Source organism: Gaoshiqia sediminis (assembly GCF_025907915.1).
Classification (GTDB): domain Bacteria; phylum Bacteroidota; class Bacteroidia; order Bacteroidales; family Prolixibacteraceae; genus Gaoshiqia; species Gaoshiqia sediminis.
In genome coordinates this window covers 118,896-140,524 of the sequence record NZ_JAPAAF010000001.1, presented here as the reverse complement: position 1 = coordinate 140,524, position 21,629 = coordinate 118,896, and the positions used below count along the sequence as shown (strand labels likewise).

Below are 21,629 nucleotides of genomic sequence, written 5' to 3'. Positions count from 1 at the left end.
AGTTAACCGGATAATTAAATTACTTTTGCAAACAGTGCTAACCAGTCTGATTTTAAGACTTGCAAAGTTAGATTAATTACTTAAATTTGTTACATCTGAAAAAAAGAAATTGGTTTTTTATGGCAAAAGCAAAGTACAAATTCAACCCCGAAACCCTAAGCTACACCAAGGTTGAACACAACTTTAAAGCTAAACTTCCCCGCCTGCTGCTTCTTTTTTCCGCCAGCTTAATGATGAGCATCATCATAACAGTGGTTTTTCTTCAGTTTTACGAAACGCCGAAAACCCGGAGCCTGAAGCGCGAAAATCAACGACTGCTGACCCAATACGAATTGATGTTCAAAAACCTGGAGAACGTTGAAAAAGTATTGGCCGACCTGCAACAACGCGATGACAATCTGTACCGGGTCATTTTTGAGGCAGACCCGATTCCGAACTCCATCCGCAAAGCTGGCTTTGGAGGTATCAACAAATACGCGCAACTCGAAAGCCTCGACAACTCGGAGTTGGTCATCAAAACCGCCCGCAAACTGGACATAATTTCCAAACAAGCGTACATCCAGTCCAAGTCATATGATGATGTGCTGAACCTGGCCCTCGACAAGGAAAAAATGCTGGCCAGTATACCGGCCATTATGCCGGTTTCAAACAAAGATCTGAAACGTACTGCCTCAGGTTGGGGATTCCGTATTCACCCGATATACAAAATCCGCCGTTTTCATTACGGAATGGATTTTACAGCACCTATCGGCACCGAAATTTATGCAACAGGTGACGGCATCGTAAAAGATGTACAAACCTCGCGAACCGGTTACGGGCGCTGGGTCGTTATTGACCACGGCTTTGGTTACGAAACGCTTTACGGCCACATGAACGAATTCAACGTAAAAGTTGGACAAGCAGTTAAAAGGGGCAGCGTAATTGGCTATGTAGGAAACGCCGGGACCTCGTCGGGCCCTCACCTGCATTACGAAGTTCACAAAAACGGGAAAGCTGTTAACCCGCAATACTATTACTTCAAAGATCTTAGCCCGCAGGAATACGATACAATGATCGCCTTGTCTTCCAACATGGGCCAGTCTTACGACTAACCACCCAATCCGAAGCTTGTGCCTTACAAGAAACCTACAATAGAAAAGGTATTTTACACCATTGGCGAAGTGGCCGATATGTTTCAGGTAAACACGTCGCACATTCGTTTTTGGGAGAAAGAATTTGATGTACTGAAGCCGCAAAAAAACAAAAAAGGCAACCGGCTGTTTACCCAGGATGACATTGAACACATTAAGTTGATTTACCATTTGGTGAAGGAACGCGGAATGACACTGAAAGGAGTCAAGCAAAAGTTGAAAGATAACAAAGACGATACGATTGAAAACCACGAATTGGTTGACCGTCTGAAAAGAATCCGCCAACAATTGATTGACATAAAAAATGAAATCGACTGATTATTAGTGATTAGTCATTCGTTATCAATGATTGGTGAATGATTATTGATTATTTAGTCAATCATTGTCATGATGATCATTTTTTGATCATTGGAACCTGAAACCCGGAACGAAATCATGCAAATAAGCGAAATTACCTCCTTTATCGAATCGATAGCGCCTCTGGCATATCAGGAATCGTATGACAATGCCGGCTTACTGGTAGGAGCGCCAACCGACGAAGCGGACAGCGCACTGATTACACTCGATGTAACCGAGGCTGTTGTTGATGAAGCAATTGCCGGTGGGTTCAAGCTGATTATCGCCCACCATCCGTTAATTTTTGGTGGAATAAAAAAACTCAACGGCAAAACCGAGCTGGAACGCTGCCTCATCAAAGCTATCAAAAACGACGTAGCGATTTATGCAGCCCATACCAACCTCGACAGCGTAATGGGCGGAGTGAACAGCAAAATCTGCGAAAAGCTGGGCCTGATCAATTGCAAGATTCTGTCACCCATAAAAGGTCAACTAAAAAAATTGGTCACATACATCCCAACCGATCAGGCTGAAAAGGTGCAGCAAGCAGTATTTGAGGCCGGTGCCGGACACGTGGGCAACTATGACTCCTGCGGATACACGCTCGAAGGCATTGGCAGTTTTCGAGGAAACGAAAACAGCAAGCCGTTTGTGGGTGAGAAAGGCAACTTTCACACAGAAAAAGAAACCCGGTTCGAAACCATCTTTCCGGCACATTTGCAGGGAAAGATCATTCAGGCGCTTCTGGCCAATCATCCGTATGAAGAAGTCGCATACGACATTCATCCGCTCGACAATGAATCTCCGCTGGCGGGCATGGGCATGATCGGCGAATTAGCGGAGCCGATGGATGAAATGGAATTCCTTCAATTTACAAAAAACGAATTTCAGTCGTCCGTAATCAGGCACAGTCCGCTACTCCATAAAAAAGTTAAAAAAGTAGCTGTATGTGGTGGCTCGGGCAGTTTTCTGATCCGACAGGCCATTGGCTCAAAGGCAACTGTTTTTATTACCGGCGACCTGAAGTACCATCAATTTTTCGAAGCGGAAGGAAAAATTGTATTGGCAGACATCGGTCACTTCGAGAGTGAGCAATTCACTAAAGAAGTTTTTTATGAATTACTTACAAAAAAATTCCCTAAATTTGCCATCCGTTTATCGGCCATCAATACCAACCCGATTAACTACTTGATTTGAAACAGAAATAACAGCATTCAAATATGAATACACAGTATCGCGAAGAAGACAAAACCGTGCCTATTAGTGAGAAACTAAAAGCGCTTTACGAATTACAGACTGTTGCTTCGGAAATTGACAAAATTAAAACGCTCCGTGGTGAGCTTCCGCTGGAAGTACAAGATCTGGAAGACGACATTACCGGCTTGAAAACCAGGATCAGCAATTACGAAGACGATATCAAAAACCTGGACACATCGATTGCCAACCGCAAAGCGGCCATCAAGGAATCGGAAGCCCTGATTGCCAAATATACCGAACAGCAAAACAATGTGCGTAACAACCGTGAATACGATTCGCTGAACAAGGAAATTGAATTTCAACGATTGGAAATGGAACTTTCCGAAAAGAGGATCCGTGAATTCACCGCTGAATTGTTCACTAAAAAAGAAGCGATCGACTCGTCGAAAACCCAGCTGAAAGAACGCGAAGAGGATCTCGACCGCAAGAAAAAAGAGCTGGATGAAATTACCGCCGAAACGAAAATTGAAGAAGAAAAACTGAAAAGCAAAGCCGAAAAAATCGAAGATATGATCGAATCGCGCTTGCTGACAGCCTTCAAACGGATCCGTAAGAACGCCCGCAATGGCTTAGCCGTTGTAACGGTTCAGCGTGATGCCTGCGGTGGTTGCTTCAATAAAATCCCGCCACAACGCCAGATGGACATTGCCAACCGCAAGAAAATTATTGTTTGCGAATACTGTGGCCGCATCCTGGTGGACAAGGACATCATGGAAGTGGAAGTTGGCGCCGAAGATTAAATTCAAATCCACAAAATACATCGAAAAGGTCGTCTCCTACAGATGGCCTTTTTCTTTTTCCAGTCGTCGAAACTCGTTTATGACAACATATCTTGGGTTTGTGTCCTTATTTTAGCCGGGTTTTATTTGACCGTGCATTGGTAAAACCTTAATTTTGGAAGCACAAAAACCGGTCTGTAGCTCAGTTGGTAGAGCAGCTGACTCTTAATCAGCGGGCCCAGGGTTCGAATCCCTGCAGACCGACCCAATAAAATCAAGCCTTCCAGAGATGAAAGGCTTTTTATTTTTAGAGCGGGTACAACATAGGTACAACAAAAGAACGTTCCAAAAGAATACAAGAGTGGACAAAAAGTGATTGCATTTTTCTCTGATAAATTATTTTAAACTAATTGCTTGTAGAATATTCTTTATAATTTCCATTTCCTCCGTCATCGGTTAAAAAGATTTACATATGATTTGGACCCTTTCTTTTATTTCCGATCATTCCCAAATTTTCTCCCACCCAATTCAACCCAAATTGCACCAAACTGCACCCCCTGTACAATTTTCTTTTGATTGCATCTGCTTTATTTATTAAGTTTAATCCGTCAGAACACGCTGCTGAAAACAAAGAAACAGGAAATGGAAACGTTGATACGTAAAACCGGCCAAATTTTGTACCTACTGAAACTAAGGGTCAGGAGACTGCTTTATTACCGGATTTTCCGAAACCACACCTCTGTTATTGTGTCTCTTTTGGTGTTCTTCCTGGTGATCGCGTTGGCTGTATTTTTCGGTTTTGGTTTTGCCGTCCAAAGCGTAGTTATTTATTCAGCCGCCACGGTTTTGGTGCTGTTTATCCTGCTGTTTTTGATTGGCGCTCACCACGAAGCAAAACGTTTGCAGGGGAATGAGCCAAATTCCTGCTTTCATTTCACCCGCTCCAATATGAACGGCATCTTAATTTCGGAGTTGGGCTTTTCAGAAACGGACCGTGAGAACATGAACCTTGTGCTCAATAACCTTCAGCCCAAAAGTAAAATTGACTTCAAACTGATTTCCGATAACCGGATTGCTGCCGACTACAAAAAGCTGCTAAGAATCCTTCATTTACTGATTATTGGCGGGATCAAAGATTTCAAAAAAGAACAAAAAGAAATGCTCTTTCAGTTCATTGAAGCCAACTTTACTTTGAATGGATCACCGGTAAACCGGGCCAGTTTTAACTCCCGTTTTTCGGAACTGGTCAATGAAAAAGAAGAGGAATTCCAAAACAACCTGGAGCCTTTTCAGAAAACACTTCGAAAATAGACGGTATTTCTCCCGTAATCTTCCCGTAACTCCAGATACCTTCTTGATGATCAATTAAATGCGATCCTATCTTCGCTGATGACAATTTGTTGCACCTGGCAACATCAGTAATCATCAAAAGTATCAATCATGGAAAATGAAATTCTTTCAAAAGAGGTACTGGTCGAACTCAGACAGATCAAAAGCCTTTTGTTTCAAAACAAAGCGGTTTTTAATGTTGAAGACCTGTCGCAGTACACCGGGCTTTCGAAAAGCAAGATTTACAAGCTGCTCAGCAAAAACCAGATTCCAACCGGGAATAATGCCAACATCCGCCAGAAGTTTTTCTATAAAAAAGACATCGATGAATGGCTGATGGGGTTTTCCCAGGAAGATTTGGAAACGGAAGAAGCATTTAACCACTCCCTTTCCCGCAACAGGAAACCGGGCCAATGTTTTTAGGTCATGGACAAGATGCAGTACATCCGGGTCGGGACCTGCTATTTCAAGAAAGTCAATGCGCCGACCATTGCCGGTGACTTCAACGAAATCCTGGTCCCCTGGAATATTGATACCATCAAGCAGGACTATGGCAAGGACTTTATCGGGCGGATTCCCCGGTACGACGGGTTTACCTGCATCCCCGGGCATCTGGCTTACCGGCAGGTTTATTCCGGTTTCTATAACCGCTATTCCCCGCTGAGCCACTTGCTGCAAGAAGGAAAAACACCCGTTTCCCTGTTCTTTGTGAAGCACATTTTCGGAAGCCAGTACGAACTGGGGCTGGATTACCTGCAGCTACTTTACCAAAAACCGGTGCATATCCTGCCTATCCTTTGCCTGGTGTCCAGGGAACGGTCAACTGGGAAAAGTACTTTTCTGAAATGGCTTAAAGCCATCTTTGAAAATAACCTCACCTACCTGACCAACGACAATTTTGGCAGCCAGTTCAATTCGGACTGGACCAATAAACTGCTGATCTGTATCGATGAAGTCCTTTTCAACAAGGAAGAACTGACCGAACGGATCAAGTACCTGAGCACAACCAATTACAACAAGCTGGAAGCCAAAGGAAGGGATAAAGTCGAAATTGAATTTTTCGGAAAGTTCATTCTCTGCAGCAACAACGAGGACAATTTCATTAAAATCGATGCTGCGGAAGAACGGTTTTGGGTACGAAAAATTCCAAAACTGAAGACGGAGGATACGCAACTTTTAGGCAAACTGGTCAAAGAAATTCCGGCATTCCTGTTTTATCTGAGCAGTAGGAAGCTCAGTACCGAAGAAAGCAGCCGGATGTGGTTTCTCCCGCAGCAAATCAGGACAACAGCACTGCTGAACCTTATCAAACATAACCGCAGCCGGGTTGAAAAGGAGCTGGCCAATATCCTGCTGGTAGTGATGGACCAATACGATTTGGATGAAATCGATTTTTGCCCGCTGGATGCCATGTATGCTGTCAACCAGACCAAGGTGAAGACAGACCTGACCCAAATCCGCAGGATCCTCAAAAAAGACTGGCAACTGACGCCCAGGGAAAACTCACTCTCCTATGAAAAATTTATCCTCTGGGGTAAAGGGGAGATCAGCCGCGAAACCGGCACCGGGCGCTTCTATACCGTGAAAAGGGACTTTTTACTTGAAAATTTTGATGAATTGATGAGAGAATAGTATATGCTATTGAAAATAAGAAAGATAATTCATCATCAATAACTCATCAAAGGCTCATCAAAATGAAAAATGATGAGAAAACGAAAAATTACCGGGAACAAAATGATGAAATGATGAAAAAATGATGAGGACTGAATCCCTTGCAGGGAAAGGCTTTCGGCCTGTGTCTCATCATTTCATCAAAAATTTCAGAAAATTTATCCAATTGAAAAAGTTTGCAGAAATGAGAACAGAAAAATCAGCATGTGAAACAGCCAGGAAAATATCAATTATTGAATTTCTGGGAAAAAGCGGGTTCGCCCCAGCAAAGGAAAACCACAAAGAAGCCTGGTATCTCAGCCCGCTCAGAAGCGAAACCCACCCTTCATTTAAAGTATCGAAACTACTTAACCGGTGGTATGATCACGGAGCCGGGGTTGGTGGTAATATAATCGATTTGGTGATCAGGCTGAATAACAACTGCAGTGTCCGGGAGGCGCTGAACATTTTAAATGGCATGATTCCATCTTTCTCTTTTCAACAGCAAAATCCTTTTGCCGTGTTGAAACCGAAAGATGAAATCAAAATCGAAAACGTAATTCCCTTAAAACACCCTGAGCTGATCAGCTATCTCCGCAGCCGGAAAGTTGATCCATCCCGGGCTGCCAGATATGCCCGGCAGGTGTATTATTCGTTGAAAGGTTCGACTTATTTTGCCATCGGCCTGCAAAATGTTTCCGGCGGCTGGGAACTCCGAAACCCGTACTATAAAAATTCCAGCTCACCGAAAAACTATTCTTTGTTTTCAAAATCGAAAACCATGCTTTCGGTTACCGAAGGAATGTTTGACTTTTTCAGCCTGCTGACCTTATATCCCGGCTTGCCGCTGAAGTCTGATTTTCTGATCCTGAATTCCCTCTCTTTTGCCCACCGGATCAAACCGGTAGCAGAAAGTTACTCCAAAACCTGCCTGTACCTGGATAACGACATGGCCGGAAAAAAAGCAACCCAAAAACTTTTGGAAGAGGTGAAGGGCAGCGTGGATCTGTCCGGGGTTTATGCATCAAAAAAAGATATGAACGAACTTTTGGTGACCGGTCCCAGGCGGTTTTGTACACATCTGCGGTAAGCTATTTCGAGATGTGTCTTTGTTGCACAAGACCATCTCGCTTTGCTCCTAAACTCGCAAAGGGAGAAAAATCTACGATTTTTCCTAATGACAAAAACTTGTAATAAGATGAGAACACAATACATTTCTTTCAGGGTAAGCTACATTGAAAAAAAAGCGGTTGCCATGGCCGCCAGAGAGACCGGGTTGAGCACCAGTGAATTTGCCAGGCGTGCCGCCCTGAACCAAAAAGTAACCCTGCGTTTTTCGCCGCAGGAACTCGAGGTTTATAAAAACCTTCACGCCTATCACCGAAACTTTAAATTGATCTCGAACCTGATCAAAAGCCCGCACTATTACAAGAACGAGATGATCCTGCATGAACTGCAGGAAGTCATCACCCTGATCAGACAGCACCTTCAAAAATTTGAACAATGATCGGGAAAGCCAAAAGCATATCGCACATTTCCAACGCAATCAATTATGCAAGGAACAAGATCAAAGCAGAAGAGATCTGCCGTTACCGGCTTGTTGGTGAAACCGGGACTGAAATCGCCAAAGAATTCCGGGTATTCCAGAACCTGAATGCACGGTGCCAGCGGAATGCATTTTCGTTCGTCCTCAGCCCCTCGCGTGAAGACGGGAACCGATTGACAAAATCAGACTTCATAAACATCGCTGAAACGTTTCTTGGTTATATGAACCTTTCGGACAACCAGAGCATTTCGTTCCTGCACAAGGACAGGCAGCACACGCACCTGCATATTTATGTGAACCGGATCAATACAGAAGGGAAGGCCACTAAAGATAACTACATCGGCAAAAAAGCCCAGCGTGTTGCCGAACGGATCGCCCGGGAAATGAACCTGACAGTCGCCCGGGAAGTACAATTGGCAAAAGAAAACAGGTTGAGGCGGGCCATCGACATGGCCCATGAAAAAATCTGGCAACAAAAGCCGGGTAACATTTTTGAATATGCCCGGCTTATGCAGCAGGAAGGCGTTACAACTCATCTGAAACAAGCCTCGAACGGCAAAGTGGTTGGCATGAAGTTCCAGGTCGGGGAAGAATCCATCAAAGCCAGCTCGGTTCACCGCGGATTGAGCGCTGCCAACCTTCAGAAACTGATCAGGCAAAACAGCAGGACAAACCGTAACCGAATTAAAATCTGAAAAACATGAGGGATAATTTATCACAGCGGAAACTACTGGACATTCTCACCAGTGAAATTGAACAGCTTAATAAAACCACCGAAAACATAAAAGCGGTGGCCCCGGAAATTGACAAACAGCTCAAGGAACTTAAAAAAAACAAACTACAGGTTGACCTGAATACCGGCAGGCTGGAGCAAATCATGAAAGATCATGAAAACGCATTACAGAAAAGAGTCGTCATGCCAAGATGGTTTTTAATCTTGATTGGGATGGTGATTGTATTTTTATTGTTGGAGGTGGTGTGGCTGCTTATTGTATAAATTTAATTTAATCCCGGTTTTTCTTGCTGACCGTCAATAATTTTAACAGTCTCTTTCCTGATGTTGTTGTTTGGTACATTTGTTTTGGGCTTGCTTTTCTGTCAGGATATAACATTTCAACCCAGGCATAGTCTAACAGCGGGTCCAGGTATCTTTTTCTGTTACTGGAATGGTTTGTTATTCCCAGTTTCCCGAAAAGCTCGGTTCTTTTTTGGGCAGTTAAAAATAAACCTAGAACATCAGGGACTTTGTTATGAATAGTTGTATTTACTACGTCACTAACACTATCGGACAACGCCACAACGTCCTTTATTTCATTAATTACAAATATTTTATCATGGTCATCAACTTGGTCATTACTGCTTGTGCTAGCTGGCAGAGTTGCAAGAGGGATATGTACTCTGCCCAAGCCTTTGCCATTTGCTCACCAATACTTAATTATTAAGCACTCGATAAAGACAACCTAGGATTTTTTTACTGCAGATGAAAAGCATGGCTCAAAAATAAGCTCGCAAAATGTAACGTTTTTACCTGCAAAAACGTTACTTTTGTCGTCTTTGATGAGGAATATTAGTTATATGAAAGTAGTTGATAAAGTTAGAAACAAGATTGAGAAATTACCAGAAGGCTATGTGTTCGGGTACGATGACTTCAACATTGAACAAAATGAAGAAAGTGCATTGAAAGTGGCCCTTTTTCGTCTTGTTAAAGCAGGGACAATTGACCGACTATCAAAAGGTCGCTTTTATAAGCCTCAAAAGGGAATAGTTGGAAATTTAAACCCTGATGAGTATGAAATTGTCAAAGACCTTTTATTCGAAAATCAAAAACCCATTGGGTACATCACCGGTTATGGAATTTTCAATCGGTTTGGATTGACGACACAGCTATCAAATGTAATTCAAATAGGTACAAATTTTGACAAAAAGCAGATTCAACGAGGAAGATATAAGATCAAATTTGTCAGACAATGGAACACTATTACAAACAATAATATTTACTTGTTGCAATTGCTGGACTGTATCCGGTATATCAAAAATATTCCAGACACAACAGTCAACCAGTCACTTACACGTTTAACGTTTTTGATAAAGGAACTTTCGCCAAAAGATGTCAGGACATTTACCAACTTGTCACTAAACTATCCTTCCCAGGCCCGTGCACTAACCGGAGCACTGCTGGAAAAGTTAAATTATAATGATCTGGCTGATATGTTATATAAAAGCCTCAAGGCGACAACTTATTTTAACATAAACACATCAAACGACCTCATACCAAATAAACAAAAATGGAGGATTCATTAATGTTGCACCAACATCCTGAGTTATTTAGAAGCGCCATAAAAGAAACAGCTGACAACCTGAACATCAGGGATTTTTTCATTGAAAAGGACTACTGGATCTCGTTGGTATTGAGACGCCTTTCCGAAAGTAGATACGTGGATTCAGTTGTGTTCAAAGGAGGGACTTCTTTATCAAAAGGATATAGATTGATTAACCGATTCTCGGAAGATGTGGATATTGCCGTTATCGACTTAGCTGATTCTTCGGGAAATCAATTAAAAACCTTAATCAGAACTGTCGAAAAAGAAATTGCACAGGACCTTGTTGAATCTACAGTTGAAGGAATAACAAGCAAAGGTTCCAGATTCCGTAAATCTGTTTATCAATATCCAGAAATACAAAAGACAAAGAAGCAGGTAACTTATCTCAATACATTAATCGTTGAAATTAATTCATTTGCAAATCCTTATCCCTATTCTAAATTGGAAATACAAAGCCTGATTGGCGAGTACTTTCATAAAAACAACCAGACAGATTTTATCAAGAAGTATAGCCTTGAGCCATTCAAAGTGAACATATTAGATATCAATCAAACTTTCATTGAAAAACTGGTTTCATTAATCCGTTTCTCTTTTGCCGAAAATTATTTGGAAGAATTATCCGGAAAGATCCGCCATTTCTATGATCTATACTTTTTATTGAATGACAAAGATTGCTACAGATATTTTGAATCATCGCAATTCATGCATGATTTCAAAACCGTTTTGACCCATGACCAAGGAGCTTTTGACGAACCTAAAGGATGGAATACCAGGAAAATGAATGAGTCCCCAATATTTAACAACTTTGATAAAATTTGGGAAATCTTAAAGTCCCAGTATACAAAAGAGTTGTCTTTATTGGCATTTACAGAAATACCAGATGAAAGAGAGATTTCACAAAACTTTGGGAAGATCATAAAAGCGTTTGAATGATACATAATTGTACGGGTTGTCAAAGGAAATTCTCCTCAAACCTTGTCACAAAGATGCTTCCATTTTCGAAAGACAGGCTCTCCGGGTTTTCAAAAGCTTCCGGCATAAAGCCATTCATTCCTAAATTGGAAGAGTTGATTTTCCCTTTTCACAGGCCAATTTCAAAAAGACTTAACCTGCGCAGGCTCCTGTTAAAACTTTTTGCAACCCCGCATCAACACCCCCAATTTTCCCATTCATTTTTTATTCCTTTTCCTTTTGAAAATCTTCCGAAAATGAAAGGCCGGTGTTTACAGGTTTGAGAATTCCGGGATGATCCATTTCGAAAACGGTTTACAAAAGTACTTCCATAGCGTCGTCAATCAGGGAGTTGTCCAGCTCTTTCAGATAAGCTTGTGTTACCGCAATATTCTGGTGTCCCATTGACTCGCTGATGATATCGGTCGAGATACCTTTTTGCTTCAAGCTGTTAGCATAACTATGACGGGCAACATAACTCGACAAAGGCTTGTCGATATCGCATAAAGCCGCAATTTCTTTCAACCGCTTGTTGTATCTCTTTAATGTTTTGAATTTCCGATTCTCCAGGTGGGAGAATGCCATATCCTTTTCCAGTAGTATTGGAAAAACATAATCCGTTTGATTTCGTTTTGGTTTGTAATAATCCAGGATTTCCTGCACAGGCGGAAGTATCTTAATCTGAAAGTTTCCTTTCGTTTTGGAGCGGGTATAATAGATCCGGCCATCTGAAATATTACTCCACTTGAGAGTAGCCATATCTGCAAAATTCATCCCCCGTGTATAAAAACTGAAGATAAAATAATTTCGTATATCGATCAAAGTCGGATGCTGACTTAAGTCCAGTTGTGCAACTTTTTGGATATCTTCCAGTCTCAACGCTTTCTTGATTCCCTTGCCCTTAAGCTTTGATATTTTATACGCTTTGAACGGATAAATATCTCCTTTAATACGACCTCTTATGATCGCCGTATTAAAAACAGATCGGATTGACCTCATTTTCACCCCAACTCCACCATCTGTACCACCTCTTGAGCGTAGCCAGGATTCATATTTTTCTAAAAACTCCGGCGTGATTTGATGAAAGGTTAGTTCTTTTATTTTGGAAAATTTCTTAACGGATTTAAGCGTATCAGAGTGAATCCGGGCATTCCCAGTTCTACCAGCCATTTTTTGTTCTGAAATGATTTCTTCCCAGAATGGAAATATTGATCGATTAGCAGGGTTGGTTTTAAGGCGTAATACAACTTCGACATCGGATAAAGTGTAATCAGATTTTTCTTGCTCCAAATCCGTGATAATACTTGTTGCCCTATCAATGAACTTAAGGAGCAACCTGTTTTTCTTTAAATAGTCAGGTGAGTGCTTATTGAACTTGCCTTGCGATTCATCCCATTCTTTCTCTAAAGAAGTATAAGGAGTACGGAAAAATATCGACTTCCGGTCTTTCGTAATTCTTAAATAAACAGGATATTTGCCTGTAGATAATTTCTTCTTTCTCAGAACTGTCTTAATACTAATCATTTTAATTGTCGTTTGGGTACAACATAGGTACAACAAATCAGCAAATAAAGGTAGCTAAATAAGAATTACTGACAAAGTGAAATTTCATAAAAGACTCATAATCAGTTAAATGAGAAATAATGACGTTAAATGAAAAACAAAATACACTTGCTCTTAATCAGCGGGCCCAGGGTTCGAATCCCTGCAGACCGACCGGAAAATGAAAGAGTTGCAACAATCAGTTACAACTCTTTCATTTTTAAAATCACCAGCTTCCACCGGCACCACCGCCGCCAAAGCTACCGCCGCCGAAGCCGCCAAAGCTGCCACCACCACCAAAGCTGCCACCACCACCTGAGAAATTTCCAAAAGAGCCGCCGCGATTGTGGCCTGAACTCATCATACTGCCCATGAGCAACCAGAGTGGCAGGTTACTACCTCCAGTATAATAACTGCGCCTTCGCCTAAACAAGGAGAGGATAAAAATAATAGCAAATATAACGACAATGATGCCTGCGCCACCTCCGCCACCACTTACTTTCTCGTGGTATTCCCCGGCCGAATATTCCTGAGCCGCAAGGGCCATAATCACCTTGGTCCCGTTATACAAACCGCCAAAAATATCGCCAACTTGAAAACGCGGAATCATTTCGTTGTTCACAATATCGCGGTTAGCTGTGGCATCCGGGATGATTCCTTCCAAACCGTAACCCACTGCAACAAACACCTGCCCTTTTTCATTGGCTGTTTTGGGCTTAAACAAAACCACCACGCCGTTGTCGCGGTCTCCTGTCCCGACACCCCATTTTTCACCTAAACGAAAAGCATAGTCGGAAACATCGTAACCATCCAGCGTGGGTACGGTGACAACTACAATTTGCGTGGAAGTTTGTCGTGCAAATTCAGTTAACTCCCCCTCCAGCTGAGTAACTTGCTGCGGATTGAGTACATTGGCAAAGTCGTTCACCAACCTGGGTGGATTTGGCTTCTCCGGAATATCCTGAGCTGAAACTGAAAATCCGATAAATAGGGCTAATATGTACAGAAATTGCTTGATCATTCTTTTCATTTTTCCCCGAATGAGATTTCATCCGATAGTTCATTCATATCATCTTTTTGATACGGAAAGTGCTTTTTGAGCTGCTCCCCGGCCATCAATATTCCTTCAGCCAAACCTTCTGAAAACTGGCCCATCTTGAATCTCCCAACCATGTGCTCCTTGATGTTCTCCCAAAAGTCGTCCGGCACTTTTGCATTTATCCCGGCATCGCCCAGAATAGCAAATTTGTGATCGTTAACCGCCAGATAAAACAAAACGCCGTTGCGTTGTTCCGTCTTGTGCATCTTCAGTTTTTCGAACCAATACGCCGCACAATCCAGCACATCGCCCTTGCAGGAGCCTTCCACATGCAAACGCACCTCGCCCGAAGTGTTCAGCTCGGCAGCCTTAATGGCATCCGTGATTTGTTTCTTTTGTTGTTCCGAAAAAAAACTTTGTACTGACATGATCTTCTTTTTAGTCGAAACTTACCTGAGGCGCTTTTTCTGCCCCCTGCTCTGCTTCGAAGTAGGATTTCTTCTCAAATCCAAAAATATTGGCATAAATATTTTTGGGGAAGGTGCGGATGAAGGTATTGAATGATTGAGCGCTTTCATTAAACTTACGGCGTTCAACGGCTATGCGGTTTTCGGTTCCCTCCAGCTGAGCCTGCAAATCCAGAAAATTCTGGTTGGCTTTCAGATCGGGGTATTGCTCCACCACCACCATCAAACGGCTCAGGGCAGATGTAAGGCCGGATTGCGCATCTTGAAACTGTTGCAACGATTCCGGAGTCAGATTCTCGGGGTTAATATTGACCGAAGTTGCTTTTGACCGGGCTTCAATAACACCTTCCAGCGTTTCCCGTTCGTGCGATGCATATCCTTTTACTGTATTGACCAGGTTTGGAATCAGGTCGGCCCGGCGCTGATAAACATTCTCCACTTGTGCCCAGCTGGCTGAAACTCCTTCATCCATGGTAACCATCGTGTTGTAAGTTCCTTTCACCGATGAGTAGATCACCAAAGCCACGACCACGATAACGGCCAAAATAATCCATGTTTTTTTCATGTTTTTAACTTTTTCAATGATTTTTATTCGTGCTGTAAATGTTGCAAAACTGCCTTAAAGATACCCCATTTTTTCGGGGAATGTCGCAATTTTGTCGCTAGACTATCTTCTTCAAAAGGCGAACCAAAACTTCCAGGTCATGACAAAAGAAGAATTTCAGCTCCAGCTACAAAAAGGCATCCCGACTGTTTTGCCCGAGCCACAGCTCTATGCACCACACATCAACCATGCGCCCAAGAGGAAAGACATACTTTCGTTGGATGAAAAAAAACAAGCGCTGAGAAACGCCTTGCGCTATTTTCCGGCTGACCAACATGCCATTTTGGCACCTGAATTTCTGGAAGAATTAAAAACCCACGGACACATCTATATGCACCGCTTCCGTCCGAGGCATGAAATGAAGGCAAGGCCAATCGGAGATTATCCTTCCAAATCGCAGCAGGCTGCCAGCATCATGCTAATGATTCAAAATAACCTGGACCAAACCGTTGCGCAACATCCGCACGAACTTATTACGTATGGCGGGAACGGAGCTGTTTTCCAAAATTGGGCGCAATATCGCCTGTGCATGAAATACCTATCGGAAATGACCGACAACCAAACACTTGTGTTGTACTCCGGGCACCCGATGGGACTATTCCCTTCCCATCCCGATGCGCCGCGCGTAGTAATTACCAACGGCATGGTCATTCCAAACTATTCGGGTCGCGACGATTACGAACGGATGAATGCCTTGGGCGTGACCCAATACGGACAAATGACCGCCGGATCGTTTATGTATATCGGACCGCAGGGAATTGTACACGGCACCACCATTACCGTAATGAATGCCGCCCGGCTGAAGGGCGCAACGAATATGGCCGGAAAAGTATTTGTGTCATCGGGATTGGGGGGCATGTCGGGCGCCCAACCCAAAGCGGCCAAAATTGCCGGCATGATCGGAGTAGTTGCCGAGGTAAATCCGAAAGCCGTGCAAACCCGCCACGAACAAGGCTGGGTGGATGAAGTTTATGCCGACCTCGATACGCTCATTCAACGGATTGACCGGGCGAAGCAAAAGAAAGAAGCCGTTTCAATAGCGTACCAGGGCAATGTGATTGACTTGTGGGAGAAGCTTGCAGCCGAACATATTCAAATTGATCTGGGCTCTGACCAAACGTCGCTTCACAATCCCTTCTCGGGAGGTTATTATCCGGCAGGATTAACATTTGACGAAGCCAACCTACTGATGGCCGAAAAACCGGATGAATTTAAAGCGGAAGTCTATAAAAGTTTGTGCCGTCAGGTGGCCGCCATCAATAAAATGACCGAAAGAGGCATGTATTTCTGGGATTACGGAAACGCTTTCCTACTGGAAGCTGGACGAGCCGGCGCCAACATTTTCACAAAAAATAAGCAATTCAGGTACCCATCCTACGTGCAGGACATCATGGGGCCACTGTTTTTTGATTACGGATTTGGACCATTCCGCTGGGTTTGCACATCGTGTAATCCGGCAGACCTGGAGATAACCGACCGGATTGCTGCCCGTGTCCTGATGGAAATCAGTCAACACGCGCCACACGAAATCCAAACTCAACTAAAAGACAACATTCACTGGATTGAAGAGGCCGGCAAAAATCAATTGGTCGTAGGCTCCCAGGCACGCATTCTCTATGCCGATGCTGAAGGGCGGATTAAAATTGCCACCGCGTTCAACCAGGCTATCCGAACAGGCGAAATCAGCGCTCCAATAGTCCTGGGGCGCGATCATCACGACGTATCAGGTACAGATTCGCCTTATCGGGAAACCTCCAACATTTATGACGGATCAGCCTTTACAGCAGATATGGCCATCCAGAACGTCATCGGCGATTCGTTCCGAGGGGCCACCTGGGTGTCCATTCACAACGGTGGCGGGGTTGGCTGGGGCGAATCGATCAACGGCGGGTTCGGCCTGACGATCGATGGTAGCGTGGAAGCTGAACGACGGCTTTGCCAAATGCTTAACTGGGACGTAAACAATGGCCTGGCACGCAGAAACTGGGCCGGAAACAACGCAGCCACTTTAACCATAAAACGCGCGATGGCCGAAAACCCAGCCTTGCAGGTAACCATCCCGGTACACGCCGACCGTCAACTGATTGACGGCCTGTTTTAACTCAAATGGTGTCCTTGTATTTTTTCAGGGTGAAGGTGAATGTACTTCCTTTGCCAGGTTCGGAATGAACCGCCAGGGTGCCCCCGTGAATATCAACAAACTCTTTGCACAAGAGCAAGCCCAGGCCGGATCCTTTCTCGTGGTTGGTGCCGTACGTGGAGATCGGATTATTTTCGTTGAATAAGCGCGACTGTTGTTCTCTGGAAATGCCAATACCCGTGTCGGCAACCGAAACCGTCACCCAATCGCCGGATTCCTTTGCCGTGATTGCCACCTCTCCGCCTTCGCGGGTAAACTTGATGGCATTCGAAATCAGGTTGCGCAAAATAAGGCTGGTCATATTCTGGTCAGCATACGCCACATGATCTCCATTTACATCCGACCGTAAACGGATTTGCTTGCTTTCCGAAAGCCTGGAATTCAGCAAAAAGGTGTTGCTCACCAAGGTGCTTAATTCCAACCGCTCAGGCTTATAGGCAATACTGTTCTTTTGACTTTTGGCCCACGACAACAGGTTATCCAGTAAAAAATAAGTACTCTCGGCTTCATCCCGAAGTTCGTGAATAATCTGTTGCCGCAATTCATCCGAAAACATTTCAGGGAAATCTGCCAACTGATCCAGCACATCCTTGAACGCGCCAATCGGATTGCGCAGGTCGTGCCCAATGATCGACATGAACTTGTCTTTTGTCTCGTTCACCCGGACCAATTCATCATGCTGTTCGTTAATTTGCCGGTTTTTCTCCTGCAACAAATCGCTGGCATTTTTGCGCGACTTCATGTAACTAAACATAACCAGAGAGACAACAACCAGCAGACCAACCGTCAGAAACAAAAATTGCGTTTGCGTTTTTTGGCGGTTAATTTGCAGATCCTTGATTTGATTATTTTTTTGCAGAAGCTCAATTTCATTTTGTTTTTCAGACATCTCCAGTTCCGACCGCAATTGGGCAAAATCGTTGGTGCGCTCTTCGTTGTACAACGTATCCGACTTTTGGGCATACATTTTTAGCATGTCAAAAGCTTCTTTGTACCGCTTTTGTTTTTCCAGAACTGCTGATTTTACGGAATATCCTTCCTTTTCCAAATCAATAATCCCGATTTTCACAGATAGGGCCAACGATTCATCCACATCCAGTAAAGCCTCCGGGAGCCTATTCTCAGCCAAATTTATTTTTGAAAGAATCAGCTTGGCATTGGCAATTCCTTCCTGCATTTTCAAGCGTTCAAATACGGCAAAGGCCAGATTTACATTCTCCCGGCTAAGTTGGTATTCGCCCAGCAACAGGTATGTTTCAGCCAAACCAATCCAGCCATAAGCGCTGTAATAATCACCAACCTCTGCGGTTTGGGCAATCTGCAAGGTCAATTGATAATATGATAAAGCCTTTTGATATTCCTTCTTGTCTTTATAAATTTCGCCGATGTTATTGATCACAATAGCCTGCCCCACGAAATCGCCCAACTCACGATACGTTACCAGCGTTCTTTCATAAAATTCCAGGGCCTTGTCATAGTCCTTCCAGGCATGATAATTTACGGCAACATTATTCAGGATGCGGGCAATTATTTGCGGGTTTCCCTCCTTTTCGAAATAAGCTAATGCCTCCAACAGATGCCGTAATCCTTTGGTGCGTTCACCCCTGTTCGTAAGGATCGACCCAAGGTTAAGCTGAGCTGTAGCGGCCCGGTCCTCCAATCCGGCATCCTTTGCTTTTTCCACCGTTTCATGAAACAATTGCACGGCCATATCATATTCCCCGACATTCATATAATAGGCTGCCAACGAGTTCTGCCCGATGCAGGTGTATTCAATATGACGGATTTCATTGGCCAGCTCCAATCCCACTTCCGTATATTTCTTACCGGCTTCGAAGTCGCCCAAAAACAAATAGCCGGCACCAAGCAACAGATTGGCATACGTTTCTTGTTCTTTGTTTTGATTTTCGAGGATGATGGGCATGGCCAGTTTCGCATACTCAACTGTTCTGGCAGGATCGATGTAGGAATATTCTTTGGAAAGTTCGAGGTAAACACGCGCCAATCCTTCTCCTTTCTGTCCGGGTAACACTTGCACAAGGCTGTCAATTGCAGGGGACTGCGCCTTGACGGTTGCGGCAAAGAAGAGAAAGACAATTAAACAAACAAATGAATAATGGAAACGCTTCAATGGGTTTATATTAACATTCGTGCTAAAATAACTTTTATTTGTTTGCTTTTCAAAAAAGAATCAGGAAAACAACAAGCTGTAGGCCCTGTTTATTTCATTTTTCAACTCATCGATCCCAAAACTGCGGCTTTTGCGCAAATATTCCTTCCCTTCAAAAAACACGAGAATGGTTGGAGCAGCAAAAATCCGGTTTTGGGCAGCCACTTCCGGAGCTTCTCCCGAATCGACATAAATGGTTCGTATTTTGGGAAAACAATCCGCCATCATCCCCTCAACTTTTGGCTTCAAAACCTGGCAGATCTGACATTCACCGGTTGAGAAATAGGCCAAAACAGCCGGCTCCAGCTCCACCAACTCACGAAATTCATCCAAAGTGGCAATTTCGGCAAACATCAGTATTGCCCCGTGCTTAGCAAAACCAAGGTACACGCAATCTCCGGGCGAATACCGGCCTCATCCAGTTTTTCGGCGAAAGCATCATTTTCAGTACCCGGATTGAAAATTACCCGGCGGGGTTTCAGTTGCACTACATACTCCATGTATTGCTGCTGGTTTTGCGAGCCAACATACAAGGTTACTGTATCGATGCCCTCAAATGTTTTGGCTTCGGTTTCAAAGGCCACATCTTCAACTTTCCCAGCACGGGGCGCCAGGGCTACCACATCGTGCCCGTGCGAACGCAAAGCACGGATCGCTTTAAAAGAATAGCGCTCAGGCTTCTCACTGGCGCCAATCACCAAAGTTCTCTTCATACTATTTAAAATTTTCAACTATCGTAAAAAAAAGAAGAAAGCCCTTTTTAGCTTTCTTTTTGTATTAAAACTACCGCATAAGCCGAAATTCCTTCTTCCCGACCTTCAAAACCAAGCCGCTCGGTGGTTGTCGCCTTCACAGAAACGGCCTCGGCATCAACGCCCAGCACTTCTGCCAGCGTTTCTTCCATCAGCGGAATAAAATCTTTCAACTTGGGTTTCTGGGCTGCTATTGTCGCATCAATATTCCCAACGGAATAGCCTTTCCCCCGAATCAAATCATACACTTTAGCCAGCAGGATTTTGCTGTCAACATTTTTAAAATCGGAAGAGGTATCCGGGAAATGAAAACCGATGTCCCGCATTTTGACAGCTCCCAGCAGGGCATCGCAAATGGCATGGATTAACACATCGCCATCTGAATGGGCAACTGTCCCTTTTGTGTGCGGGACCAAAATTCCGCCCAGCCAAAGGCTTTCCCCCTCGGCCAGACTATGCACGTCGTAACCAAATCCTACCCGAAATGCCATTAGCGACGCTGGTTACTGAATGCTTCGAAATCGAACGAAAGAGAAAACCGCAATGTGTTCTCCAACGGATGGTTCCGCTCGGTGGGCAACAGGTACGAAAAATCGAGCGTAAACACGTTCAGTTTCAACCCGGCACCAGCCGTTAAAAATTTACGGTTGCCCTTGTTTTCGTGCTCGTAAAAGTAACCTGCACGAAGGGCAAACTGGCGGTTGTACCAATATTCGAGACCCATCGAAATATTTACTTCCTGAAGCTCTTCCTTGAAACCGCCCGGGGCATCGCTAAACGAGCTGAACATACCACCCACCACTGATTTGTCCTGGCTGAAGCCACCGCCAACAATCACGCCATCTGCATCTATGGAAGCCGGAGTAGGAGTTGGCACAAGCAACTTGTTCAAATCCACGGCAAAAGTCAGCGTATTGTATTGATCCAGCTCGGTTTCGTAGGCAACCCCCAGTCGCAAGTTCGTGGGGATGAAGTCCTTTGTCATGCCATCGGTGTATGAAATTTTGTTCCCGACATTGGAAATATTGACCCCGACTGAAAAAACAGATTCTTTCCGGTTGACACGTATTTCGTTGCGGTAGTAAAATGCGATATCCGCAGCAAAGGAGGTTCCTGCATGCGATTCCACACCGTTAATTAATTGGCCACCGGTAAGGTCGGAACGGATGTACCGCAAAGCCACCGAACCGGAAAACTGATCGGACAACAAACGGGTATAAGCCACATCAACGGCAAATTCGTTGGGATTTTGCAAGCCCTGATAGTTGCCAAAATTATCCATAAAAGTGATTTCACCCAACGAAAAATAGAGCAAGGAGGCGCTCAGTGTCTGCATGTCATCCAGTTTCTTGTATCCCGACAAATAGGCCAGGTTAATATCGTCCACCAGGTTACGCAACCAGGGGGTATAAGAAAGCCCCACACCCAATTCACTTTCAATAAAAGCATATTTAGCCGGGTTCCAGTGCTGAGAATTCATATCAGGCGAAGTGGCCACACCGGCGTCCCCCATGGCGCCTGCCCGGGAATCGGGAGCGATGGACAAAAAGGGAACAGCTGTCGAAATTGTGTTTGCCCCCGACGTTGATGTTTGTGCAACGGCCTGTTGCGCCAAACAGCCAAACCCGATAATTGCTGCGATAACCGCTAATCGTTGTTTCATTTTATTCATTTGA

The 21,629-nt window shown here is 44.0% G+C and carries 24 protein-coding genes and 1 tRNA gene; 15 read left to right on the top strand and 10 right to left on the bottom strand.

The window, feature by feature from the left end; genetic code table 11:
- Positions 1–119: 119 nt before the first annotated feature.
- The 12 genes from N2K84_RS00580 (at position 120) to N2K84_RS00525 (ending at position 8,964) form a co-directional block, all read left to right on the top strand.
- Positions 120–1,091: a M23 family metallopeptidase gene (locus tag N2K84_RS00580; protein WP_282589809.1), complete on the top strand. Its 972-nt coding sequence runs from the start codon at positions 120–122 to the stop codon at positions 1,089–1,091.
- Positions 1,092–1,109: 18 nt separating this feature from the next.
- Positions 1,110–1,448, top strand: a complete 339-nt coding sequence (locus N2K84_RS00575; RefSeq protein WP_282589808.1) for a MerR family transcriptional regulator — start codon at positions 1,110–1,112, stop codon at positions 1,446–1,448.
- Between the two features lie 117 nt (positions 1,449–1,565).
- Positions 1,566–2,663, top strand: a complete 1,098-nt coding sequence (locus tag N2K84_RS00570; RefSeq protein ID WP_282589807.1) for a Nif3-like dinuclear metal center hexameric protein — start codon at positions 1,566–1,568, stop codon at positions 2,661–2,663.
- Between the two features lie 23 nt (positions 2,664–2,686).
- Positions 2,687–3,463 carry a zinc ribbon domain-containing protein gene (locus N2K84_RS00565; protein ID WP_282589806.1) on the top strand — a complete coding sequence of 259 codons (777 nt, stop codon included), beginning with the start codon at positions 2,687–2,689 and terminating at the stop codon, positions 3,461–3,463.
- A gap of 170 nt (positions 3,464–3,633) precedes the next feature.
- A tRNA-Lys gene (locus tag N2K84_RS00560) sits at positions 3,634–3,706 on the top strand.
- 378 nt (positions 3,707–4,084) lie between these two features.
- Positions 4,085–4,753: a hypothetical protein gene (locus N2K84_RS00555; protein WP_282589805.1), complete on the top strand. Its 669-nt coding sequence runs from the start codon at positions 4,085–4,087 to the stop codon at positions 4,751–4,753.
- Positions 4,754–4,882: 129 nt separating this feature from the next.
- On the top strand, positions 4,883–5,194 hold the full coding sequence (locus N2K84_RS00550; RefSeq protein WP_282589804.1) for a helix-turn-helix transcriptional regulator: 312 nt from the start codon (positions 4,883–4,885) through the stop codon (positions 5,192–5,194).
- A gap of 3 nt (positions 5,195–5,197) precedes the next feature.
- Complete coding sequence (locus N2K84_RS00545; RefSeq protein WP_282589803.1) at positions 5,198–6,403, top strand: primase-helicase family protein; 1,206 nt, start codon at positions 5,198–5,200, stop codon at positions 6,401–6,403.
- 223 nt (positions 6,404–6,626) lie between these two features.
- Positions 6,627–7,511: a toprim domain-containing protein gene (locus N2K84_RS00540; protein WP_282589802.1), complete on the top strand. Its 885-nt coding sequence runs from the start codon at positions 6,627–6,629 to the stop codon at positions 7,509–7,511.
- A 108-nt stretch (positions 7,512–7,619) separates the two neighbouring features.
- Positions 7,620–7,928 (top strand): plasmid mobilization protein, encoded by a 309-nt coding sequence (locus tag N2K84_RS00535; protein WP_282589801.1) that lies wholly within the window; start codon positions 7,620–7,622, stop codon positions 7,926–7,928.
- Positions 7,925–8,662 carry a relaxase/mobilization nuclease domain-containing protein gene (locus N2K84_RS00530; protein ID WP_282589800.1) on the top strand — a complete coding sequence of 246 codons (738 nt, stop codon included), beginning with the start codon at positions 7,925–7,927 and terminating at the stop codon, positions 8,660–8,662. Before N2K84_RS00535 ends, N2K84_RS00530 begins: the two co-directional genes overlap by 4 nt.
- 5 nt (positions 8,663–8,667) lie before the next feature.
- Entirely contained in the window at positions 8,668–8,964 is a 297-nt protein-coding gene (locus N2K84_RS00525; protein WP_282589799.1) for a hypothetical protein, read from the top strand.
- A gap of 7 nt (positions 8,965–8,971) precedes the next feature.
- On the opposite strand, the gene N2K84_RS00520 is transcribed toward N2K84_RS00525, so the two are convergent.
- Positions 8,972–9,373, bottom strand: coding sequence for a Fic family protein (locus tag N2K84_RS00520; RefSeq protein WP_282589798.1), 402 nt, complete (start codon positions 9,371–9,373; stop codon positions 8,972–8,974).
- A gap of 169 nt (positions 9,374–9,542) precedes the next feature.
- Here N2K84_RS00520 and N2K84_RS00515 point away from each other — a divergent pair, with 169 nt between their 5' ends.
- Together N2K84_RS00515 and N2K84_RS00510 are read left to right on the top strand one after the other, a co-directional pair.
- Entirely contained in the window at positions 9,543–10,268 is a 726-nt protein-coding gene (locus N2K84_RS00515) for a DUF6088 family protein (protein ID WP_282589797.1), read from the top strand.
- The gene (locus N2K84_RS00510; protein ID WP_282589796.1) at positions 10,253–11,221 is read left to right on the top strand and encodes a nucleotidyl transferase AbiEii/AbiGii toxin family protein; all 969 of its coding nucleotides are present in this window, start codon (positions 10,253–10,255) and stop codon (positions 11,219–11,221) included. Before N2K84_RS00515 ends, N2K84_RS00510 begins: the two co-directional genes overlap by 16 nt.
- Positions 11,222–11,554: 333 nt before the next feature.
- Here N2K84_RS00510 and N2K84_RS00505 read toward each other — a convergent pair whose 3' ends face one another.
- From N2K84_RS00505 to N2K84_RS00490, 4 genes are all read right to left on the bottom strand, one after another.
- Complete coding sequence (locus tag N2K84_RS00505) at positions 11,555–12,763, bottom strand: site-specific integrase (protein ID WP_282589795.1); 1,209 nt, start codon at positions 12,761–12,763, stop codon at positions 11,555–11,557.
- A 244-nt stretch (positions 12,764–13,007) separates the two neighbouring features.
- On the bottom strand, positions 13,008–13,802 hold the full coding sequence (locus N2K84_RS00500; protein WP_282589794.1) for a TPM domain-containing protein: 795 nt from the start codon (positions 13,800–13,802) through the stop codon (positions 13,008–13,010).
- A gap of 5 nt (positions 13,803–13,807) precedes the next feature.
- Positions 13,808–14,248, bottom strand: coding sequence for a TPM domain-containing protein (locus N2K84_RS00495; RefSeq protein ID WP_282589793.1), 441 nt, complete (start codon positions 14,246–14,248; stop codon positions 13,808–13,810).
- Between the two features lie 10 nt (positions 14,249–14,258).
- Entirely contained in the window at positions 14,259–14,852 is a 594-nt protein-coding gene (locus N2K84_RS00490; protein ID WP_282589792.1) for a LemA family protein, read from the bottom strand.
- 139 nt (positions 14,853–14,991) lie between these two features.
- Between N2K84_RS00490 and hutU the strand changes: the two genes are divergently transcribed.
- The gene (gene hutU / locus N2K84_RS00485) at positions 14,992–16,992 is read left to right on the top strand and encodes a urocanate hydratase (protein WP_282589791.1); all 2,001 of its coding nucleotides are present in this window, start codon (positions 14,992–14,994) and stop codon (positions 16,990–16,992) included.
- A gap of 1 nt (position 16,993) precedes the next feature.
- Here hutU and N2K84_RS00480 read toward each other — a convergent pair whose 3' ends face one another.
- From N2K84_RS00480 to porV, 5 genes are all read right to left on the bottom strand, one after another.
- Complete coding sequence (locus N2K84_RS00480; RefSeq protein ID WP_282589790.1) at positions 16,994–19,069, bottom strand: tetratricopeptide repeat-containing sensor histidine kinase; 2,076 nt, start codon at positions 19,067–19,069, stop codon at positions 16,994–16,996.
- Between the two features lie 153 nt (positions 19,070–19,222).
- Positions 19,223–19,555 (bottom strand): thioredoxin family protein, encoded by a 333-nt coding sequence (locus N2K84_RS00475; protein WP_282589789.1) that lies wholly within the window; start codon positions 19,553–19,555, stop codon positions 19,223–19,225.
- Positions 19,555–19,914, bottom strand: coding sequence for a CoA-binding protein (locus N2K84_RS00470; protein WP_282589788.1), 360 nt, complete (start codon positions 19,912–19,914; stop codon positions 19,555–19,557). The genes N2K84_RS00475 and N2K84_RS00470 overlap by 1 nt, the downstream gene beginning before the upstream one ends.
- A 47-nt stretch (positions 19,915–19,961) precedes the next feature.
- On the bottom strand, positions 19,962–20,444 hold the full coding sequence (gene ispF / locus N2K84_RS00465) for a 2-C-methyl-D-erythritol 2,4-cyclodiphosphate synthase (RefSeq protein ID WP_282589787.1): 483 nt from the start codon (positions 20,442–20,444) through the stop codon (positions 19,962–19,964).
- On the bottom strand, positions 20,444–21,616 hold the full coding sequence (porV, locus tag N2K84_RS00460) for a type IX secretion system outer membrane channel protein PorV (RefSeq protein WP_282589786.1): 1,173 nt from the start codon (positions 21,614–21,616) through the stop codon (positions 20,444–20,446). The genes ispF and porV overlap by 1 nt, the downstream gene beginning before the upstream one ends.
- Between the last annotated feature and the right edge of the window lie 13 nt (positions 21,617–21,629).